Here is a 15,400-nt window from a genome sequence, read left to right as displayed (position 1 = left end):
CGATCAAGCTCCGGTTTCCGACAAAGCACCAGAATTTGCGCTGCCGTGCGCTCGGAGTTGGCGTGGAATTGCTTCTTTGGGACCGCCCCGCTGGTGGTGAGGATCACGAGATCAAGCGCTGAACCTTTCCTCCGTCGCTCGGACCTATAGTTGTGTCCGAGCCTGCATGCTGGACAATCCCAGGAACGTCAGCCGCTGGCGAGGCACGGCAGCATTCCACATCAGCAAACGCAGGAGGAGCACATGCGCAAGTCTCTCGCCGTTTTCCTTTCTGGCGTGGCTCTGGCCATTTCGGCGTCGACCGCTGTAGCCGGAGAACAGGTGCTAGAGTTCAAGCTCATCGTCAAGCCTATCGATGTCAAGGTCACAGAGGCCGCCAACGTCGAAGGACAGGCGGTCATGTCCGGCAAATTTTTTGGCGTCACCGTCTTCAAGGACGGCCGTCTCGGGGTGAAAGAGTTCGTCCATTCCGCAGACTTGCTTAAAGGCTCGGGACCCTACTACGGCTACAGCACCTACACGTTCGAGGAGGGCTCGATAACGGCGCGTTACACCGGCACGCTCAAAGACGGCCGGTCAAACGGCGAGTATACGATCCTCTCGGGCACGGGTGCGTATGCGAACGCCAAGGGCACGGGCACCATCGAAGGCGCGCCGAACCCGTTCAAGGACGTCAGCCTCTTCAACATAAAACTGGTCGTCAAAACGCCCGGTACGTAAGCGGCCTATGCACAGCCGCGCCTCCGCCACTCTAAATTTAGTGCCGTGAGGCGCGGCTTTGCTCATGCGCCTCTGTTCACGCTGCGCAACGCCGCGCTGTTCGGCGGCGAGCGCTGAAACTTTTCAGGTGCTTTCCTCAACCCGCGAACTGATTGGCCGCCTTGATGATCGGCGCCCAGCGATCGACCTCGCTGATCAGTTTCGCCTTCAGGGCTTCGGGCGTCGCTTCGTTCTGCGGCACAGGCTCGGTGTTGATGTCGTTGAAGCGCTTCACGAGATCGGGGTCGCGCAGTGCCTCTTGCAGCGTCTTGGCGAGCTTTTGAATGATGTCGTCGGGCGTGCCCTTGGGCGCATAGATGCCGTGCCAGGCGGCGACTTCAAACCCCTTCAGCCCGGATTCGTCGGCCGCCGGAAGATCGGGCATCGACGCGAGCCGCGTCTTCGTGGTGATGGCGTAGGCCTTGATCAGCTTGGACGCGATCGGGCCAGTGGTGTTGGTGGTCTGGTCGCAGGAAAGGTCGATCTGCTTGGCGATCAGATCGTTCATGACCGGCGCATTACCCTTGTAGGGCACGGTGAGGATTTCCTTGCCGACTGCCGTCATGAACAGCATGCCGCAGAGATGCGACGCGGCCCCTAAGCCGGCATTGCCAAAGGTCATCTTGTCGCCATTGGCCTTGATGTAGGTGACGAGCTCGGCGAGCGTATTGGGCGGCAGATCGGGACGGCCGATGATCGTCATCGGCGCGTTGGTGACGAGGCCGATCGGCGCGAACGCCGTCTTGGTGTCGTAGGCGAGCTTGCGATAGAGCGTCGCCGCCGTGGAGATGCCGATGTGGTGGATCAGGATCGTATAGCCGTCCGGTTCTGCGCGCGAGGCCCGCGTCGCCGCGATGGTGCCGCCGGCGCCTGTGGCGTTCTCGACAACAATCGTCTGTCCGAGCAGTTTCGACATCGACTGCGCGGTCACCCGCGCCACCGTGTCGGTGGCGCCGCCGGCGGCGAACGGGACCAGCAGCGTGATCGGCCGGCTCGGGTAGTTCTGCGCCTGGCTTGCAGAACTGACCATGGCGAATGCCAGCGCAATGGCGGCCGTCTTTCTCATTTGCATCTGCACCTCCCAAATTCTTGTTCTGATTTATTGCACGGGCATTTTTGCCTCGCGCACGGTCCGCCACGCCGGTGACGTGGCGTCACACGTTGGAGCTATGGATGGCATCCACGACGGCCTGGGTGACATCCTTTGTCGTCGCGGTGCCGCCGACATCGGGCGTGGTGATGCCGTCGCCCGTGACCTTTTCCACGGCGCGCATCAACCGTGCCGACGCCTCGGACTCGCCGAGATGATCGAGCATCTGCGACGCGGTCCAGAAACTCGCCACCGGATTGGCGATGCCCTTGCCGGTGATGTCGAACGCCGAGCCGTGGATCGGCTCGAACATCGAAGGAAAGCGCCGCTCGGGATCGATGTTCGCGGTCGGCGCCACACCGAGGCTGCCGGCCAGCGCGCCGGCCAGGTCTGACAGAATATCAGCATGGAGGTTGGTCGCGACGATGGTGTCGAGGCTCTGCGGCTTCAGCGTCATCCGCACTGTCATCGCATCGACCAGCATCTTGTCCCAGGTGACATCGGAAAATTCTTTCGAGACCTCGTCGGCGATCTCGTCCCACATCACCATGCCATGACGCTGCGCGTTCGATTTTGTCACAACGGTGAGCAGTTTTCGCGGGCGCGACTGCGCCAGGCGGAAGGCGTAGCGCATGATGCGCTGGACGCCGACGCGGGTGAAAACGGCCACTTCCGTGCCGACCTCCTCCGGCAGCCCGCGATGGACGCGGCCGCCGCAGCCGGCATATTCGCCTTCGGAATTTTCGCGCACGATCACCCAGTCGAGGTCGCCGGGGCCGGCATGGCGCAGCGGCGATGTGATGCCGGGCAGGATCCGGGTTGGGCGCACATTGGCATATTGATCAAACCCCTGGCAGATCGGCAGGCGCAGCCCCCACAGCGTGATGTGATCGGGAACGTCGGGCGCGCCGACCGCGCCAAAATAGATCGCGTCGAACTTTTTCAAGCTCGCGAGGCCGTCGGCCGGCATCATCACGCCGTGCTTGCGGTAGTAATCGGAGCCCCAATCGAAGGTCTCGACATTGAATTTCACGTCGCCGAGACGTTTCTGCAGGCTCTCCAGCGCCTGCACGCCGGCGGCGATCACTTCCGGGCCGATACCATCGGCGGGGATGGCCGCGATTGAATATTCACGCATCGAAATCTCCTTGGGAACGGCCATCGTTGATCGTGCCGTCATTGCGAGGAGCGAAGCGACGAAGCAATCCATCTCACCGCAAGCGGCGGCGTGGATTGCTTCGCTGCGCTCGCAATGACGGCTTGCCGAGCCTTGCTCTCGGCGCATCCTGCGGCCGCCGCCGTTGATCAGCAACCGCCTCCCATTTATACAAAAAATTGATATAATCCCGCCCGGAGGACCGATGGACCTGCATCAATTGCGCTGTTTCGTGGCGGCGGCCGAGGAACTGCATTTTGGCCGCGCCGCGCAGCGGCTCGACATGCTGCCGTCGGCGCTCGGCCGCTTTATCCGCCTGCTCGAAGACGACCTCGGCACGCGGCTGATGACGCGCACGACGCGCAGCGTCGCGCTGACGGAGGATGGCGCGGTGCTGCTGAGGGAGGCGAGGGCGCTATTGGCGCAGGCCGATACGCTCGCCGGAAAATTCCGCATGCGCGGCCGCAAGCGGGCCGCGATCATCCGCGTTGGCGCGATCGATAGCGCCGCCGCGGGATTGTTGCCGCGGCTGTTGCATGATTTCCGAAAGCTTCGGCCCGATGTCACCGTGCAACTGGTCGAGGACAAGACCGTGCGCCTGCTGCCGCGGCTGTTGTCCGGCCGGCTCGATCTCGCCTTCGTGCGCCCACCGGAGAGGCCCGACAAGCGATTGGAGTTTCTCTTCCTGCTGCGGGAGACCGCCGTCGTCGCGGTCGCCGAGCGTCATCCGCTGTCACAGCGCAAGCGCCTGACCATCGCCGACCTCGAAGATGAGCCGCTGATCGTACCCGAACGCCGGTCGCGCCCGCACAGCCATGACCTGACCATGAAGCTGTTCGCCGAAGCCGGGCGCGAGGCGCGCGTCGCGCAAATAGCCGACGAGAAGCAGACCATCGTCAACCTGGTCTCCACAGGCCTTGGCGTTGCGATTGTCCCGCGCTGGACGTCGCGCATGGCAACCCGTGGCGTTCGCTTCATCCGCCTTGCCGGCTCCGACATGAACAAGCTGCCGCTCGCCGCCGCCTTCACCCGCGGCACCCGCGATCCCGTGAGGGACGAGGTGTTGGAGATGCTGAAAGCCGGTCTGCCGCGCTACGCGCGGGAAGCGTAGGGCGCGTGCCTGTCCGATGGCCGCTGCGCCAACCGCATCCACCTGTCATTGCGAGCGCAGCGAAGCAATCAACGCCTCCACTTGCGGTGCTATGGATTGCTTCGCTGCGCTCGCAATAACGAGGATGGGGCGCGGCGTGCTGGATAGCCGCCTGCACGGCATGAGGATCTTGATTGGGGCCGCCGCCTTTGCTTCAGATCGAAAAGCTGGTCCCGCAACCGCACGACGCTGTGGCGTTTGGATTGACCACACGGAAGGAGGCGCCGATCAGGTCGTCGACGAAATCGACTTCGGAGCCGGCGAGGAACGGCACCGAGGCAGGATCGACCAGCACCACTGCGCCTTCGCGTGCGATCACCAAATCGTCTTCGGCCTTGGCATGGTCGACATCGAACTTGTACTGGAAGCCGGAACAGCCGCCCCCCTCGACGGATATGCGCAGCATCGCGCCGTCGCCTTCGCCCTTGAGGATTTCGCCGATGCGGCGGGCAGCCCGCTCGCTGACGGTGATGGCAGTGGTCATGGCATGGTCTCCAGAGGCGTCATACCCAATTCATTTGGTATGGCGCCTCAGACATAGTTAAGTGCGTAATCTCGCGGAATCAAATGGATAAGGACTAAAAAATCGTGTCGGTCGGAATGGCTGCCCCCCGTGCGCCTTATGGCTGCGACCCCGATTCCAGCCGCGGGCGGTTGTTCGCGGAGCCGCCGAGCCGGACCCGCAGCCCATTCCGGCGCGATTGCGACCGGGTGATCCATTCCACCGCATTCCGGCGGCTGAAGCACAAGACGCAAGTTTTCGTGTTCCACGAGGGCGATCACTACCGCACGCGGCTGACCCATTCGCTGGAAGTGGCTCAGATCGCCCGCGCGCTGGCCCGCCAGCTCGGCCTCGACGAGGACCTCACGGAAACCCTGGCGCTGGCCCATGACCTCGGTCATCCCCCGTTCGGCCACGCGGGCGAACGGGCGCTCGACAAATGCCTCGCGGCCCATGGCGGCTTCGATCACAACGCGCAGGCGCTGCGGGTCGTAACTTCGCTGGAGCACCGCTACCCTGATTTCGACGGGCTGAACCTGACCTGGGAATCGCTGGAGGGTATCGTCAAGCATAACGGCCCGCTGACCGGGCGTAGCGAGGCCGCGGCCGAAAGCGGGATTCCCGTCGGCATTGCCGAGTTCAACCAGAAATTCGATTTGGAGCTGTGGAGCTACGCCTCGCTGGAAGCGCAGGTCGCAGCCTTTGCCGACGATATCGCCTACGACGCCCACGACATCGATGACGGCTTGCGTGCCGGCCTGTTTGCCGTCGACGACCTCAAGGTGATGCCGCTCACCGAAGCCATCATTGGCGAGATCGACCGTCACTATCCCAATCTCGATCACGCCAGGCGCGGCGCGGAACTGGTGCGTGAGCTGATTTCCTACATGATCGGAGCGGTGATGTCGGAAGCGGGCAGGCGCCTTGCCGCGGCGAAGCCGCAATCGGCCCATGATGTCCGCCACTACCGTCAGCCGCTGGTCGCCTTTCCACCCGATGTCGCGGAGGAGGAGGCTGCTATCAAGGCGTTCCTGAAACAGCACATGTACCGCCACCGCCGCGTCATGCGGGTGATGGGCGAGGCGGAAGGCATCCTGTTCGATCTGTTCGCACGCTATCAGAGTTCGCCCGGCGACCTGCCGGCGGAGTGGATCGAGGGCACCGAGCGCGAAACGGAGGGCGAAAGGGCCCGCCGGATCGGTAATTTCATCGCCGGAATGACCGACCGTTTTGCCTTAATCGAGCACCAAAGGCTTTTTGACTCGACCCCGGATTTGCGTTAGGCGGCGCCCATGTCCGACAAGCCAGTTTCACAACACCTGTTCGCCGACGCGCTGGCGCGCGTGCAGGCGATCTGCGCCGCGCTCGCGGCCGAGGGCCAGTGGCCCGCCGGCATCGATTTCTCCCGCGTCGTGGTCGAGCCGCCGCGCGACGCCAGCCATGGCGACATGGCGACCAACGCCGCGATGGTGCTGGCCAAGGACGCGAAGGTAAAACCGCGCGATCTCGCCGATAAAATCGCGGAAAAATTGCGCGCTGACGATCTGGTCGCCGCCGTCGAGGTCGCCGGCCCGGGATTCATCAATCTCACCCTGAAGCCAGAGGTCTGGGCGAACGAACTGCTCACCATGCTGCGCGAAGGCGCGTCCTATGGCAAAAGCGCGGTCGGCCACGGCGCAAAGGTCAATGTCGAATACGTCTCGGCTAATCCGACCGGACCGATGCATGTCGGCCATTGCCGGGGCGCGGTGTTCGGCGACGCGCTGTGCGGCCTGCTGCAATTCGCAGGCTACGACGTCACGCGCGAATATTACATCAACGATGCCGGCGCGCAGGTCGACGTGCTCGCGCGCTCGGCGTTCCTGCGCTATCGCGAGGCGCTCGGCGAAGACATCGGCGAAATCCCCGAAGGGCTTTACCCCGGCGATTATCTGGTCCCGGTCGGGCAGGCGCTTGCCGCCGAGCATGGCGACAAATTGAAGGCGATGCCTGACACGTCATGGCTGCCGATCGTACGCGCCAAGGCGATCGCCATGATGATGGACATGATCAAGGGCGATCTCGCCGCGCTCAACATCAAGCACGACGTGTTCTTCTCGGAGCGCTCGCTGGTCGAGACCGGCAACAACAAGGTCACCGAGACCATCGATTTCCTGCGCGCCAAGGGCGACATCTACGAGGGCAGGTTGGCGCCGCCGAAGGGCAAACCGGTCGAGGACTACGAAGATCGTATCCAGACGCTGTTCCGCGCCACCGCCTATGGCGACGACGTCGATCGTCCGCTGATCAAATCGGACGGCGCCTACACTTACTTCGCCTCCGACATCGCCTACCACAAGAACAAGGTCGATCGCGGCTTCCTTGACATGATCGACGTGTTTGGCGCCGATCATGGCGGCTACATCAAGCGCATGCAGGCGGCGGTGAAGGGCGTCAGCGACGGCAAGGCCGCGCTTGACGTCAAGGTCGTGCAGCTCGTGCGGCTGTTGCGCGCCGGTGAGCAGGTGCGAATGTCGAAGCGCTCGGGCGATTTCGTCACGCTGCGCGAAGTGGTCGACGAAGTCGGCTCCGACGCGGTGCGGTTCATGATGCTGTTCCGCAAGAACGACGCCGTGCTCGATTTCGATCTTGCAAAGGTGCTCGAACAGTCGAAGGACAATCCTGTCTTCTACGTGCAGTACGGACATGCACGTGGACATTCGATTTTCAAGAACGCCCGCGAGGTAGTTCCCGAGCTGCCCGAGGATGATGTCGCACGGTCCGCCTGGCTGGCTTCCGCCCCGGTCGAGCGACTGACAGATCCGGCCGAAATGGACCTTTTGAAACGGCTGGCGCTCTATCCCCGAATAATCGAGGCGGCGGCGGTCGCACATGAGCCACACCGAATCGCTTTTTATCTATATGATTTGGCCAGTGAATTTCATGCGTTGTGGACCAAGGGGCGGGATTTGCCCTATTTACGCTTCATTATGACTAATGATGCAGAGATTACGATGGCGCGTCTGGCGATGGTTCAGGGCGTTGTCTCGGTTCTGGCATCGGGCTTAGCCGTACTCGGCGTCCACGCTCCAACCGAGATGCGGTAGGCAGGGGCTAAGGCCTCACGAATGGGGGTTCGTGGGGGTATCTGGCAGGGGCTCATTCGCTCGCCATGGCTTGTTTGACATGGCGGGTTGGCGCTGTCCCGTAGGGGATGCATCATCACGATGGCTGAACGATATCAGAACCGACCTTTTCCCTCCGCCGACGAAGCGCGCGGCGAGGGTGATCCACTTGCCGAGCTCGCGCGGCTGATCGGACAAAACGACCAGTTCGGGAACGCGCCGGCCAAGCCGGCGCCGCGCCCGCTGCAGTCGCGGGCCAATGTGCGTCCACCGCAGTACGATCCGCCGGCGTATGATCCGCCGGAAGAAGAGCCCAGTGCGCCGCCGGCGCTGCCGGCATGGATGCAGCGTGCACGGCAGGAGACGACCCCGCCGCCGCCACTTCCGTCGCCGCTGCCGGAGAACAACTACGACGACGAGCCGGAATACCAGCAGCCATCGCCGGTGCATCCGTTGCATCGCTATTCGGCCCAGCCGCCGCAGGTGCCTGCCCATGAAGCACCCGTGCGGGACGACTATTACGAGGCTCCGCAACACCAGCAATATGCCGACGAGCCGCAGCAGGACCCATCGCGCTATGACGATGCGCTGTACGGGCGGTTGGAGAACGGCGAGCACGACTATCAGCGCGATCCGGCCTATCCGGACGATCCCTACGCCTACCAGAGCGAATACGAGGAAGAGCCTGAGCCCAAGAAGCGTTCGAGCGGCCTGATGACGGTCGCGGCGGTGGTGGCGCTGGCTGTGGTCGGGACCGGCGCTGCCTTTGCCTATCGCACCTATGTCGGTTCGCCCCGCTCAGGCGAGCCGCCGATCATCCGGGCCGACAACAGCCCGACCAAGGTGGTACCGGCGCCGTCAGATGCGGGCGCCGCCAAGAACCCTGACCGGATGCTGTCGGGCGATGGCGGCGAGAAGCTGGTATCGCGCGAGGAGACCCCGGTCGATGTCACGCGGTCCGGCGCGCCGCGCGTGGTGTTTCCGCCGCTGAACCAGAACAACAGCCCGCCGCCGGTCTCGAGCGTTTCTTCGTCCGGCCTGCCGCCGCAGAGCGGGGCGAATGGCACGATGCCGAACAACGAGCCGCGCCGGATCAGGACGCTTGCCGTCAAGGGTGACCCGGCCGACAATGGTGGGGTCCCGGCGGGGGCCAGCGCGCCGCCTCCGCGGCCGGCACCGACGACGCGAAGCGCGGCCGCTCCAGGGCCAGGCCCGACTGCGCCGCCCGCAGCGCCGGCCGGGCGTAATCCGGCATCCGCCAATGCCAGCGCCAATCCGCCGATGTCTCTGTCGCCCCAGAGCGGGGCCGATCCTGCTCCGGCAGCGCCTGCGCGTGTTGCCGCCGTCAATCCGACGCAACCGGCCCCTGCGGCCGGCGGTGGCTATCTGGTGCAGGTCTCCTCGCAGAAGAACGAGGCCGATGCGCAGGCCTCCTACCGGGCGCTGCAGGGCAAGTTCCCGAGCGTATTGGGCCCGCACTCATCGCTGGTGAAGCGGGTCGATCTCGGCGAGAAAGGCGTCTACTACCGCGCCTTCGCCGGCCCGTTCGGCTCGTCCGAGGAGGCGGCGCAGGTCTGCAGCAACCTGAAATCGGCCGGCGGGCAGTGCTTCGTCCAAAGGAATTAACGGCGGTTTCCTTGACCCAGGGGCTATGAGGGGCCTAATCGGCCCCCATGACAAGCCGCGCATTCATCACGGGCGTATCAGGACTGGAATTGACCGCTGCGGAGCGGGAATTCATCCGCGGCGAGCTGCCATGGGGCTTGATCCTGTTCAAACGCAATATCGAAGCGCCGGATCAAGTATCTGCGCTCGTTGATGAATTCCGTAGCCTTGTGGGCGAGGTGGATGCGCCGATCCTGATCGATCAGGAAGGCGGGCGGGTGGCGAGGCTCGGGCCGCCGCATTGGCCGGTCTATCCGCCCGGCGCCGTGTTCGGCGCGCTCTACGACCTGGACCCGGCACTCGGCCTGAAAGCCGCGCGCCTGAGCTCGCGGCTGATCGCGGCCGACCTGATCGACCTCGGCATTACCGTCGACTGCCTGCCACTGGCGGACGTTCCGGTGGCTGGCGCCGACGCCGTGATCGGCAACCGGGCCTATGGAACCCAGCCCGCCAAGGTCGCAGCGATCGCTCGCGCGGTAACCGAGGGGCTGGAGCAGGGCGGCGTGCTGCCCGTGTTGAAGCACATTCCCGGCCACGGTCGGGCTACTGCCGATAGCCATTTCCGGCTCCCGACCGTTGATACGGCGCGAGAAGAGCTGGAACGGACCGATTTCGCGGCTTTTCAGCCGTTGGCGGACCTGCCCATGGCGATGACCGCACATGTTGTGTTTAGCGCGTTAGACCCCGCCCAACCCGCGACGACTTCTGCGACAATCATCCGGCAGGTGATTCGCGGCGGAATTGGGTTCCAGGGTTTGTTGATGAGTGATGACGTGTCGATGAATGCGTTGGCCGGATCGATCGCTGATCGGACCCGCGCCATCGTCACCGCCGGCTGCGACATGGTCCTGCATTGCAACGGCAAGCTCGACGAGATGCGCGACGTGGCGCGCGAGACGCCGGAGCTGGCAGGCGAGGCCTTGGGACGCGCCAAGCGGGCGCTGGCCGCGCGAAAGCAGCCGGAGCCCTTCGACCGGCAGGCGGCACGGGCAGAACTTGAAGCGTTGATGGATCGGGTAGGAACGGCATGACGGCTGAGATTCTATCGTTTGAAACCGGACGGCCCGCCGAAATCACCGACGGCGAGGCGGCGCTGGTCGTCGACGTCGAGGGTTATGAAGGCCCGCTCGACCTGCTCCTGACGCTGGCGCGCCAACAGAAAGTCGACCTCGCCAAGATTTCGATCCTGGCGCTGGCCGATCAGTATCTGACGTTCATCGAGGCAGCGCGAAAGATCCGCCTTGAGCTCGCGGCCGATTACCTCGTGATGGCCGCCTGGCTGGCGTTCCTGAAATCACGGCTGCTGCTGCCTGAACCGCCGACGCCTGACGGGCCGAGCGCCGAGGAAATGGCGACCGCGCTGGCCAACCGGCTGCGCCGGCTGGAGGCCATCCGCGAAGCCGCCAACCGGCTGATGAACCGGCCCCAGTTCCAGCGCGATATCTTTCCGCGCGGCAATCCGGAAACCATCGCCGAAATCAAGCATCCAAAATTCACCGCGACGCTGTTCGATCTGCTCACGGCCTATGCCACGCAGCGTCAGCAGCGGGTGCTGGCGACCGTACATCTGGCCAAGCGCACGGTGTGGTCGCTGGCGGAAGCGCGCGCCTCGCTGGAGCGGCTGGTCGGCATGGCCGAGTCCGAGGAGTGGAACTGCCTCGACGATTACCTGCTCAGCTATGTGGTCGATCCCTCGCAACGGGCGACGGTGTTTGCCTCGAGCTTTGCCGCAGCGCTCGAATTGGTGCGCGAAGGAGAGATGGAGCTGAACCAGAAAGAGGCGTTCGCGCCGCTGTATTTTCGCAAGCGTCCGCCGCAGGCAGCAATGCCCGCTCCGGATATGACGGTCGAGTAAGTGGAAGGAGACCTAGCCATGGCAAGCCTGGCGGAAAAACGCATGGAAGATGCCGAGGATCATCCCATCGACCAGAACACCGATCAGGCCGCGCGGCCCGAGGAATTGCGGCTGCTCGAAGCGTTGCTGTTTGCCTCTGCCGAACCGATCGATCAGGCGGCCTTGGCCAAGCGCATGCCCGATGGCGTCGACGTCAAGGCGGCGCTGGCGCAGTTGCAGGCCGAATATGCCCCGCGCGGTGTCAATCTGGTGCGCGTGGCGAATAAGTGGACGTTCCGCACCGCCGGCGATCTGTCGTGGCTGATGACGCGCGAGAGCACGGAGACGCGGCGCCTGTCGCGGGCGGCGATCGAGGTGCTCGCGATCATTGCCTATCACCAGCCCGTGACGCGCGCCGAGATCGAGGAGATCCGCGGTGTGATCACGTCAAAGGGAACGCTGGATGTGCTGCTTGAAACCGGCTGGATCCGCCCCCGCGGCCGCCGCAAGACGCCGGGCCGGCCGCTGACCTTCGGTACCACGGAGGCGTTCCTCTCGCAGTTTAGTCTGGAGGCGCTGGGCGACCTGCCGGGCCTGGAAGAGCTGAAGGGCACGGGGCTACTGGATTCGCGGCTGCCCTCCGGCTTCAGCGTTCCAACGCCGTCGGACGATGTGGCGCTGCGCGAGGACGAAGACCCGCTGGAGGCCGGAGACAATCTGGAACTCTTGCTGGCGCCGGCGGCCGAGCCCGAGGCATCGGACGAAGGCTAGGAGCGGCGCTTTCTACTTTGCATGGGGTTGTTTTCGCGATTTTGTTTCCGGGCATGTTCCGGTCCCAGGCAGGCGCCGTTTTGTCCCGGAAGGCGGGTTAACGGTAGCCATAATACGTAGCCGCGACAGCGATTTGCCGCGGCAGGGGTCCTTGTTTTTGACACCTCTCGGGCCTACCTTCCGCCAAAGCTTGGCCGGAAGCCGGCCGTCTCTTTTGGAGGGTTGCAGGATGGGTTCTCTTAGCATTTGGCACTGGATCGTCGTGATCGCAGTGGTCCTGCTACTGTTCGGCCGCGGCAAGATTTCGGACCTGATGGGCGATGTCGCGCAGGGCATCAAGGCCTTCAAGAAGGGCATGCAGGACGACACCAAGGAAGCCGAAAAGCCCGCTGAACCGGTGAAGACCATCGATCATAATGCGACGCCGGCGCCGACCGCGGCGCGGACGGACGTCGGCAGCAAGGCCGTCTAACCGGGCATCTTGAACCGGGCTTGGCTGATAGACGCCGGTTGAGAAAAGGCGCAGGCGGTCCCAAATCTTGCTAAGTAGGATTGGGGCGCGGACGTCTCGCGCGAGCGGAAGAATTCATGTTCGACATCGGGTGGAGTGAACTGGTCGTCATCGCGGTCGTCGCGCTGATTGCCATCGGCCCGAAAGAGCTGCCGGGCGTGCTGCGCATGGTCGGGCAATGGATGGGCAAGGCGCGCAAGATGGCGTCCGAATTCCAGGGTCAGTTCCAGGAAGCCATGCGCGAGGCCGAAATGGCCGACCTGAAGAAGAGCTTTGACGAGGTCAAGGACACCGCAACCGCGCTTTCCCCGGCCAGCGTCATGACCTCGCTGCAAAAGGACGTCAACGACGCCCTGCAGATCGGCGACATCGACAAGCCGGCCACGACCAACGACGCGCAGGTGGCCGGTGCGATCAGCGAACCCGTCACCCCGACAACACCGGCCGCGCCAACGCCTGAGACCTTTGTCGAGGCGGAAGCGCATGCGGCGGTGTCCGAGCCGCTGGCAATCACGCGCGAAGTTCAGCCCACGCCACAGGACGTTGCACCGCCGGCGCCCGACATCCTCAAGGACGCCAAAGCGTCATGACCATCGAAGACATCGAGGCCAGCAAGGCCCCCTTGATGGATCATCTGATCGAGCTGCGCTCGCGGCTGATCAAGGCGCTGCTCGGCTTCGGCATTGCGTTCATCTTCTGCTTCTTCTTCGCCAAGCAGATCTACAACGTGCTGGTCTGGCCGTTCGTCTGGGTCGCGGGTGCCGAGAATTCGAAATTCATCTATACCGCGCTGTTGGAATACTTCCTCACGCAGTTGAAGCTCGCGCTGTTCGGCGCCGCCTTCATCTCGTTCCCGATCGTGGCGACGCAGATCTACAAGTTCGTGGCACCGGGCCTCTACAAGCACGAGCGCGGCGCGTTCCTGCCATACCTGATCGCAACCCCGTTCTTCTTCGTGCTCGGCTCGCTGCTGGTCTATTTCGTGGTGCTGCCGATGCTGGTGCGTTTCTCGCTCGGCATGCAGCAGATGGGCGGCGAGGAGAGCGCGCAGATCCAGTTGCTGCCCAAGGTCGGCGAATATCTGTCGCTGATGATGTCGCTGATCTTCGCCTTCGGCGTCGCGTTTCAACTGCCGGTGATTCTGACGCTGCTGGGGCGGATCGGCATCGTCACCTCCCAGATGCTGCGCGAGAAACGGCGCTATTTCATCGTCATCGCCTTCGTCATCGCCGCCGTGCTGACGCCGCCAGACGTCATCAGCCAGGCCTCGCTCGCGATCCCGCTGATGGCGCTCTATGAGGGCGCGATCGTCGCGGTCCGCATGGTGGAAAAGAAGGCCGCCGCCGCGGCGCAGGCCGCGTCAGGCACACCGCCCGCCAGCCCGCCCCCGGAAGCCAATCCGGCCGAGTAGGGGTTATTCGTCATGCCCGGGCTTGTCCCGGGCATCCACGTCTTTTACAGACCTTGCGGTTAATACGTGGATGGCCGGGACAAGCCGGCCATGACGCAGGAATTGTGGCCATGCACGACATCAAATCGATCCGCGACAACCCGCAAGCCTTCGACGCCGGCCTGAAGCGCCGGGGGCTGGCGCCGCTGTCGGCGTCGCTGCTTGCGATCGACGAGAGGCGCCGGGCGGCCATCCTGGCGTCCGAACAGGCTCAGGCGCGGCGCAATGCGGCTTCGAAGGAAATCGGCGAGGCGAAGAAGGCCAAGGACGACGCGCGCGCCAGCAAGCTGATGGCGGAAGTTGCCGAACTCAAGACTACGATGCCGGAGCTCGAGCTGGCGGCGAAGACGGCGGATGAGGAACTGGCGAAAGAACTTGCTGCGCTTCCGAACCTGCCGCTCGACGACGTCCCCGAAGGCGCGGACGAGCACGGCAATGTACAGCGTCACGTCTACGGCAAGATCCGCAACTACGCCTTCACGCCGAAACCGCATGACGATCTCGGCGGCGCGCTCGGCTACATGGATTTCGAGGCGGCCGCGAAATTGTCGGGCGCGCGCTTCGTCGTGCTGAAGAAGGGCCTGGCGCGGCTGGAGCGTGCGATCGGCCAGTTCATGCTCGATCTCCATACCAACGAGCACGGCTACACCGAGGTCAATCCGCCACTGTTGGTGCGCAACGACGTCATGTTCGGCACGGGACAATTGCCGAAATTCGAGGACGACCAGTTCTGGGCGATCAAGGGCGAACTGCTTGTCGCGCCCGACGAACGATTGAAGACCGAACGTCTCGGCCTCATTCCCACCGCCGAAGTCTCGCTGACCAATCTCGTCCGTGAATCCATCGTCGACGAAAAAGAATTGCCGATGCGGCTCACCGCGCTGACGCCATGTTTCCGCGCCGAGGCGGGAGCGGCGGGCCGCGATACTCGCGGCATGATCCGCCAGCATCAATTTACCAAAGTCGAACTGGTCTCGATCGCAACGCCCGAGACCAGCCGCGATGAGCACGAACGGATGCTTTCGTGTGCCGAGCAGGTACTGCAAAAACTCGACCTGCATTACCGCGTGATGACGCTGTGCTCCGGCGACATGGGCTTCTCCGCGCAGAAGACCTATGACATCGAGGTCTGGATGCCGGGGCAGGGTGAGGGCGGAGCCTACCGCGAAATCTCGAGCTGCTCGGTGTGCGGTGACTTTCAGGCGCGGCGGATGGATGCACGCTCGCGCGGGCCCGATGGCAAGCCGCGCTTCGTGCATACGCTCAACGGCTCCGGCACAGCCGTCGGCCGCGCGCTGATTGCGGTGATGGAAACCTATCAGCAGGAAGACGGCTCCATCGCGGTGCCGGCGGTGCTGCAGCCCTATATGGGCGGGCTCAAAACCATCGAGCGGGACAAATAGCGCAA

At 63.9% G+C, this 15,400-nt stretch carries 15 protein-coding genes; 12 read left to right on the top strand and 3 right to left on the bottom strand.

Going from position 1 to position 15,400, the window contains the following annotated elements:
- The first annotated feature begins 243 nt into the window (after positions 1 to 243).
- The gene (locus AC0QUY_RS00205; protein WP_475385304.1) at positions 244 to 720 is read left to right on the top strand and encodes a hypothetical protein; all 477 of its coding nucleotides are present in this window, start codon (positions 244 to 246) and stop codon (positions 718 to 720) included.
- Positions 721 to 856: 136 nt separating this feature from the next.
- Here the strand turns inward: AC0QUY_RS00205 and AC0QUY_RS00200 are convergent, their stop codons facing one another.
- Together AC0QUY_RS00200 and AC0QUY_RS00195 are read right to left on the bottom strand one after the other, a co-directional pair.
- Positions 857 to 1,831 carry a tripartite tricarboxylate transporter substrate binding protein BugD gene (locus AC0QUY_RS00200; protein WP_475385303.1) on the bottom strand — a complete coding sequence of 325 codons (975 nt, stop codon included), beginning with the start codon at positions 1,829 to 1,831 and terminating at the stop codon, positions 857 to 859.
- An 82-nt stretch (positions 1,832 to 1,913) separates the two neighbouring features.
- Positions 1,914 to 2,987: a tartrate dehydrogenase gene (locus AC0QUY_RS00195; RefSeq protein ID WP_475385302.1), complete on the bottom strand. Its 1,074-nt coding sequence runs from the start codon at positions 2,985 to 2,987 to the stop codon at positions 1,914 to 1,916.
- A gap of 223 nt (positions 2,988 to 3,210) precedes the next feature.
- Between AC0QUY_RS00195 and AC0QUY_RS00190 the strand changes: the two genes are divergently transcribed.
- Positions 3,211 to 4,116, top strand: coding sequence for a LysR family transcriptional regulator (locus tag AC0QUY_RS00190; protein ID WP_475385301.1), 906 nt, complete (start codon positions 3,211 to 3,213; stop codon positions 4,114 to 4,116).
- 193 nt (positions 4,117 to 4,309) lie between these two features.
- Here the strand turns inward: AC0QUY_RS00190 and erpA are convergent, their stop codons facing one another.
- Positions 4,310 to 4,639: an iron-sulfur cluster insertion protein ErpA gene (gene erpA / locus AC0QUY_RS00185; RefSeq protein ID WP_057861732.1), complete on the bottom strand. Its 330-nt coding sequence runs from the start codon at positions 4,637 to 4,639 to the stop codon at positions 4,310 to 4,312.
- Between the two features lie 104 nt (positions 4,640 to 4,743).
- Between erpA and AC0QUY_RS00180 the strand changes: the two genes are divergently transcribed.
- From AC0QUY_RS00180 to serS, 10 genes are all read left to right on the top strand, one after another.
- Positions 4,744 to 5,940 (top strand): deoxyguanosinetriphosphate triphosphohydrolase, encoded by a 1,197-nt coding sequence (locus AC0QUY_RS00180; RefSeq protein WP_475385300.1) that lies wholly within the window; start codon positions 4,744 to 4,746, stop codon positions 5,938 to 5,940.
- A 9-nt stretch (positions 5,941 to 5,949) separates the two neighbouring features.
- Positions 5,950 to 7,743, top strand: a complete 1,794-nt coding sequence (gene argS, locus AC0QUY_RS00175) for an arginine--tRNA ligase (protein WP_475385299.1) — start codon at positions 5,950 to 5,952, stop codon at positions 7,741 to 7,743.
- A gap of 120 nt (positions 7,744 to 7,863) precedes the next feature.
- Positions 7,864 to 9,387 carry an SPOR domain-containing protein gene (locus tag AC0QUY_RS00170; RefSeq protein ID WP_475385298.1) on the top strand — a complete coding sequence of 508 codons (1,524 nt, stop codon included), beginning with the start codon at positions 7,864 to 7,866 and terminating at the stop codon, positions 9,385 to 9,387.
- Positions 9,388 to 9,434: 47 nt separating this feature from the next.
- The gene (gene nagZ / locus AC0QUY_RS00165; RefSeq protein WP_475385297.1) at positions 9,435 to 10,457 is read left to right on the top strand and encodes a beta-N-acetylhexosaminidase; all 1,023 of its coding nucleotides are present in this window, start codon (positions 9,435 to 9,437) and stop codon (positions 10,455 to 10,457) included.
- Positions 10,454 to 11,281 (top strand): segregation and condensation protein A, encoded by an 828-nt coding sequence (locus AC0QUY_RS00160; RefSeq protein WP_161854800.1) that lies wholly within the window; start codon positions 10,454 to 10,456, stop codon positions 11,279 to 11,281. Before nagZ ends, AC0QUY_RS00160 begins: the two co-directional genes overlap by 4 nt.
- An 18-nt stretch (positions 11,282 to 11,299) precedes the next feature.
- Positions 11,300 to 12,031, top strand: coding sequence for an SMC-Scp complex subunit ScpB (gene scpB / locus AC0QUY_RS00155; protein ID WP_475385296.1), 732 nt, complete (start codon positions 11,300 to 11,302; stop codon positions 12,029 to 12,031).
- A gap of 229 nt (positions 12,032 to 12,260) precedes the next feature.
- The gene (locus tag AC0QUY_RS00150) at positions 12,261 to 12,503 is read left to right on the top strand and encodes a twin-arginine translocase TatA/TatE family subunit (protein ID WP_057834624.1); all 243 of its coding nucleotides are present in this window, start codon (positions 12,261 to 12,263) and stop codon (positions 12,501 to 12,503) included.
- 116 nt (positions 12,504 to 12,619) lie between these two features.
- Positions 12,620 to 13,132 carry a Sec-independent protein translocase protein TatB gene (tatB, locus tag AC0QUY_RS00145; RefSeq protein WP_475385295.1) on the top strand — a complete coding sequence of 171 codons (513 nt, stop codon included), beginning with the start codon at positions 12,620 to 12,622 and terminating at the stop codon, positions 13,130 to 13,132.
- Complete coding sequence (gene tatC, locus AC0QUY_RS00140) at positions 13,129 to 13,953, top strand: twin-arginine translocase subunit TatC (protein WP_161854797.1); 825 nt, start codon at positions 13,129 to 13,131, stop codon at positions 13,951 to 13,953. The genes tatB and tatC overlap by 4 nt, the downstream gene beginning before the upstream one ends.
- Positions 13,954 to 14,063: 110 nt before the next feature.
- Positions 14,064 to 15,395 carry a serine--tRNA ligase gene (gene serS / locus AC0QUY_RS00135; protein WP_475385294.1) on the top strand — a complete coding sequence of 444 codons (1,332 nt, stop codon included), beginning with the start codon at positions 14,064 to 14,066 and terminating at the stop codon, positions 15,393 to 15,395.
- Positions 15,396 to 15,400 lie beyond the last annotated feature (5 nt).

The organism is Bradyrhizobium sp. WYCCWR15520, from assembly GCF_056174665.1.
This window is presented reverse-complemented; position numbering and strand designations above follow the sequence as displayed.

Excerpts from the sequence above, each read along its gene's own strand:
- serS (WP_475385294.1), top strand. The coding sequence starts at position 14,064 with ATGCACGACATCAAATCGATCCGCGACAACCCGCAAGCCTTCGACGCC.
- AC0QUY_RS00170 (WP_475385298.1), top strand. The coding sequence starts at position 7,864 with ATGGCTGAACGATATCAGAACCGACCTTTTCCCTCCGCCGACGAAGCG.
- AC0QUY_RS00195 (WP_475385302.1), bottom strand. The coding sequence starts at position 2,987 with ATGCGTGAATATTCAATCGCGGCCATCCCCGCCGATGGTATCGGCCCG.
- AC0QUY_RS00160 (WP_161854800.1), top strand. The coding sequence starts at position 10,454 with ATGACGGCTGAGATTCTATCGTTTGAAACCGGACGGCCCGCCGAAATC.
- scpB (WP_475385296.1), top strand. The coding sequence starts at position 11,300 with ATGGCAAGCCTGGCGGAAAAACGCATGGAAGATGCCGAGGATCATCCC.
- AC0QUY_RS00205 (WP_475385304.1), top strand. The coding sequence starts at position 244 with ATGCGCAAGTCTCTCGCCGTTTTCCTTTCTGGCGTGGCTCTGGCCATT.
- argS (WP_475385299.1), top strand. The coding sequence starts at position 5,950 with ATGTCCGACAAGCCAGTTTCACAACACCTGTTCGCCGACGCGCTGGCG.
- AC0QUY_RS00190 (WP_475385301.1), top strand. The coding sequence starts at position 3,211 with ATGGACCTGCATCAATTGCGCTGTTTCGTGGCGGCGGCCGAGGAACTG.
- AC0QUY_RS00200 (WP_475385303.1), bottom strand. The coding sequence starts at position 1,831 with ATGCAAATGAGAAAGACGGCCGCCATTGCGCTGGCATTCGCCATGGTC.
- tatB (WP_475385295.1), top strand. The coding sequence starts at position 12,620 with ATGTTCGACATCGGGTGGAGTGAACTGGTCGTCATCGCGGTCGTCGCG.
- AC0QUY_RS00150 (WP_057834624.1), top strand. The coding sequence starts at position 12,261 with ATGGGTTCTCTTAGCATTTGGCACTGGATCGTCGTGATCGCAGTGGTC.
- nagZ (WP_475385297.1), top strand. The coding sequence starts at position 9,435 with ATGACAAGCCGCGCATTCATCACGGGCGTATCAGGACTGGAATTGACC.
- tatC (WP_161854797.1), top strand. The coding sequence starts at position 13,129 with ATGACCATCGAAGACATCGAGGCCAGCAAGGCCCCCTTGATGGATCAT.
- erpA (WP_057861732.1), bottom strand. The coding sequence starts at position 4,639 with ATGACCACTGCCATCACCGTCAGCGAGCGGGCTGCCCGCCGCATCGGC.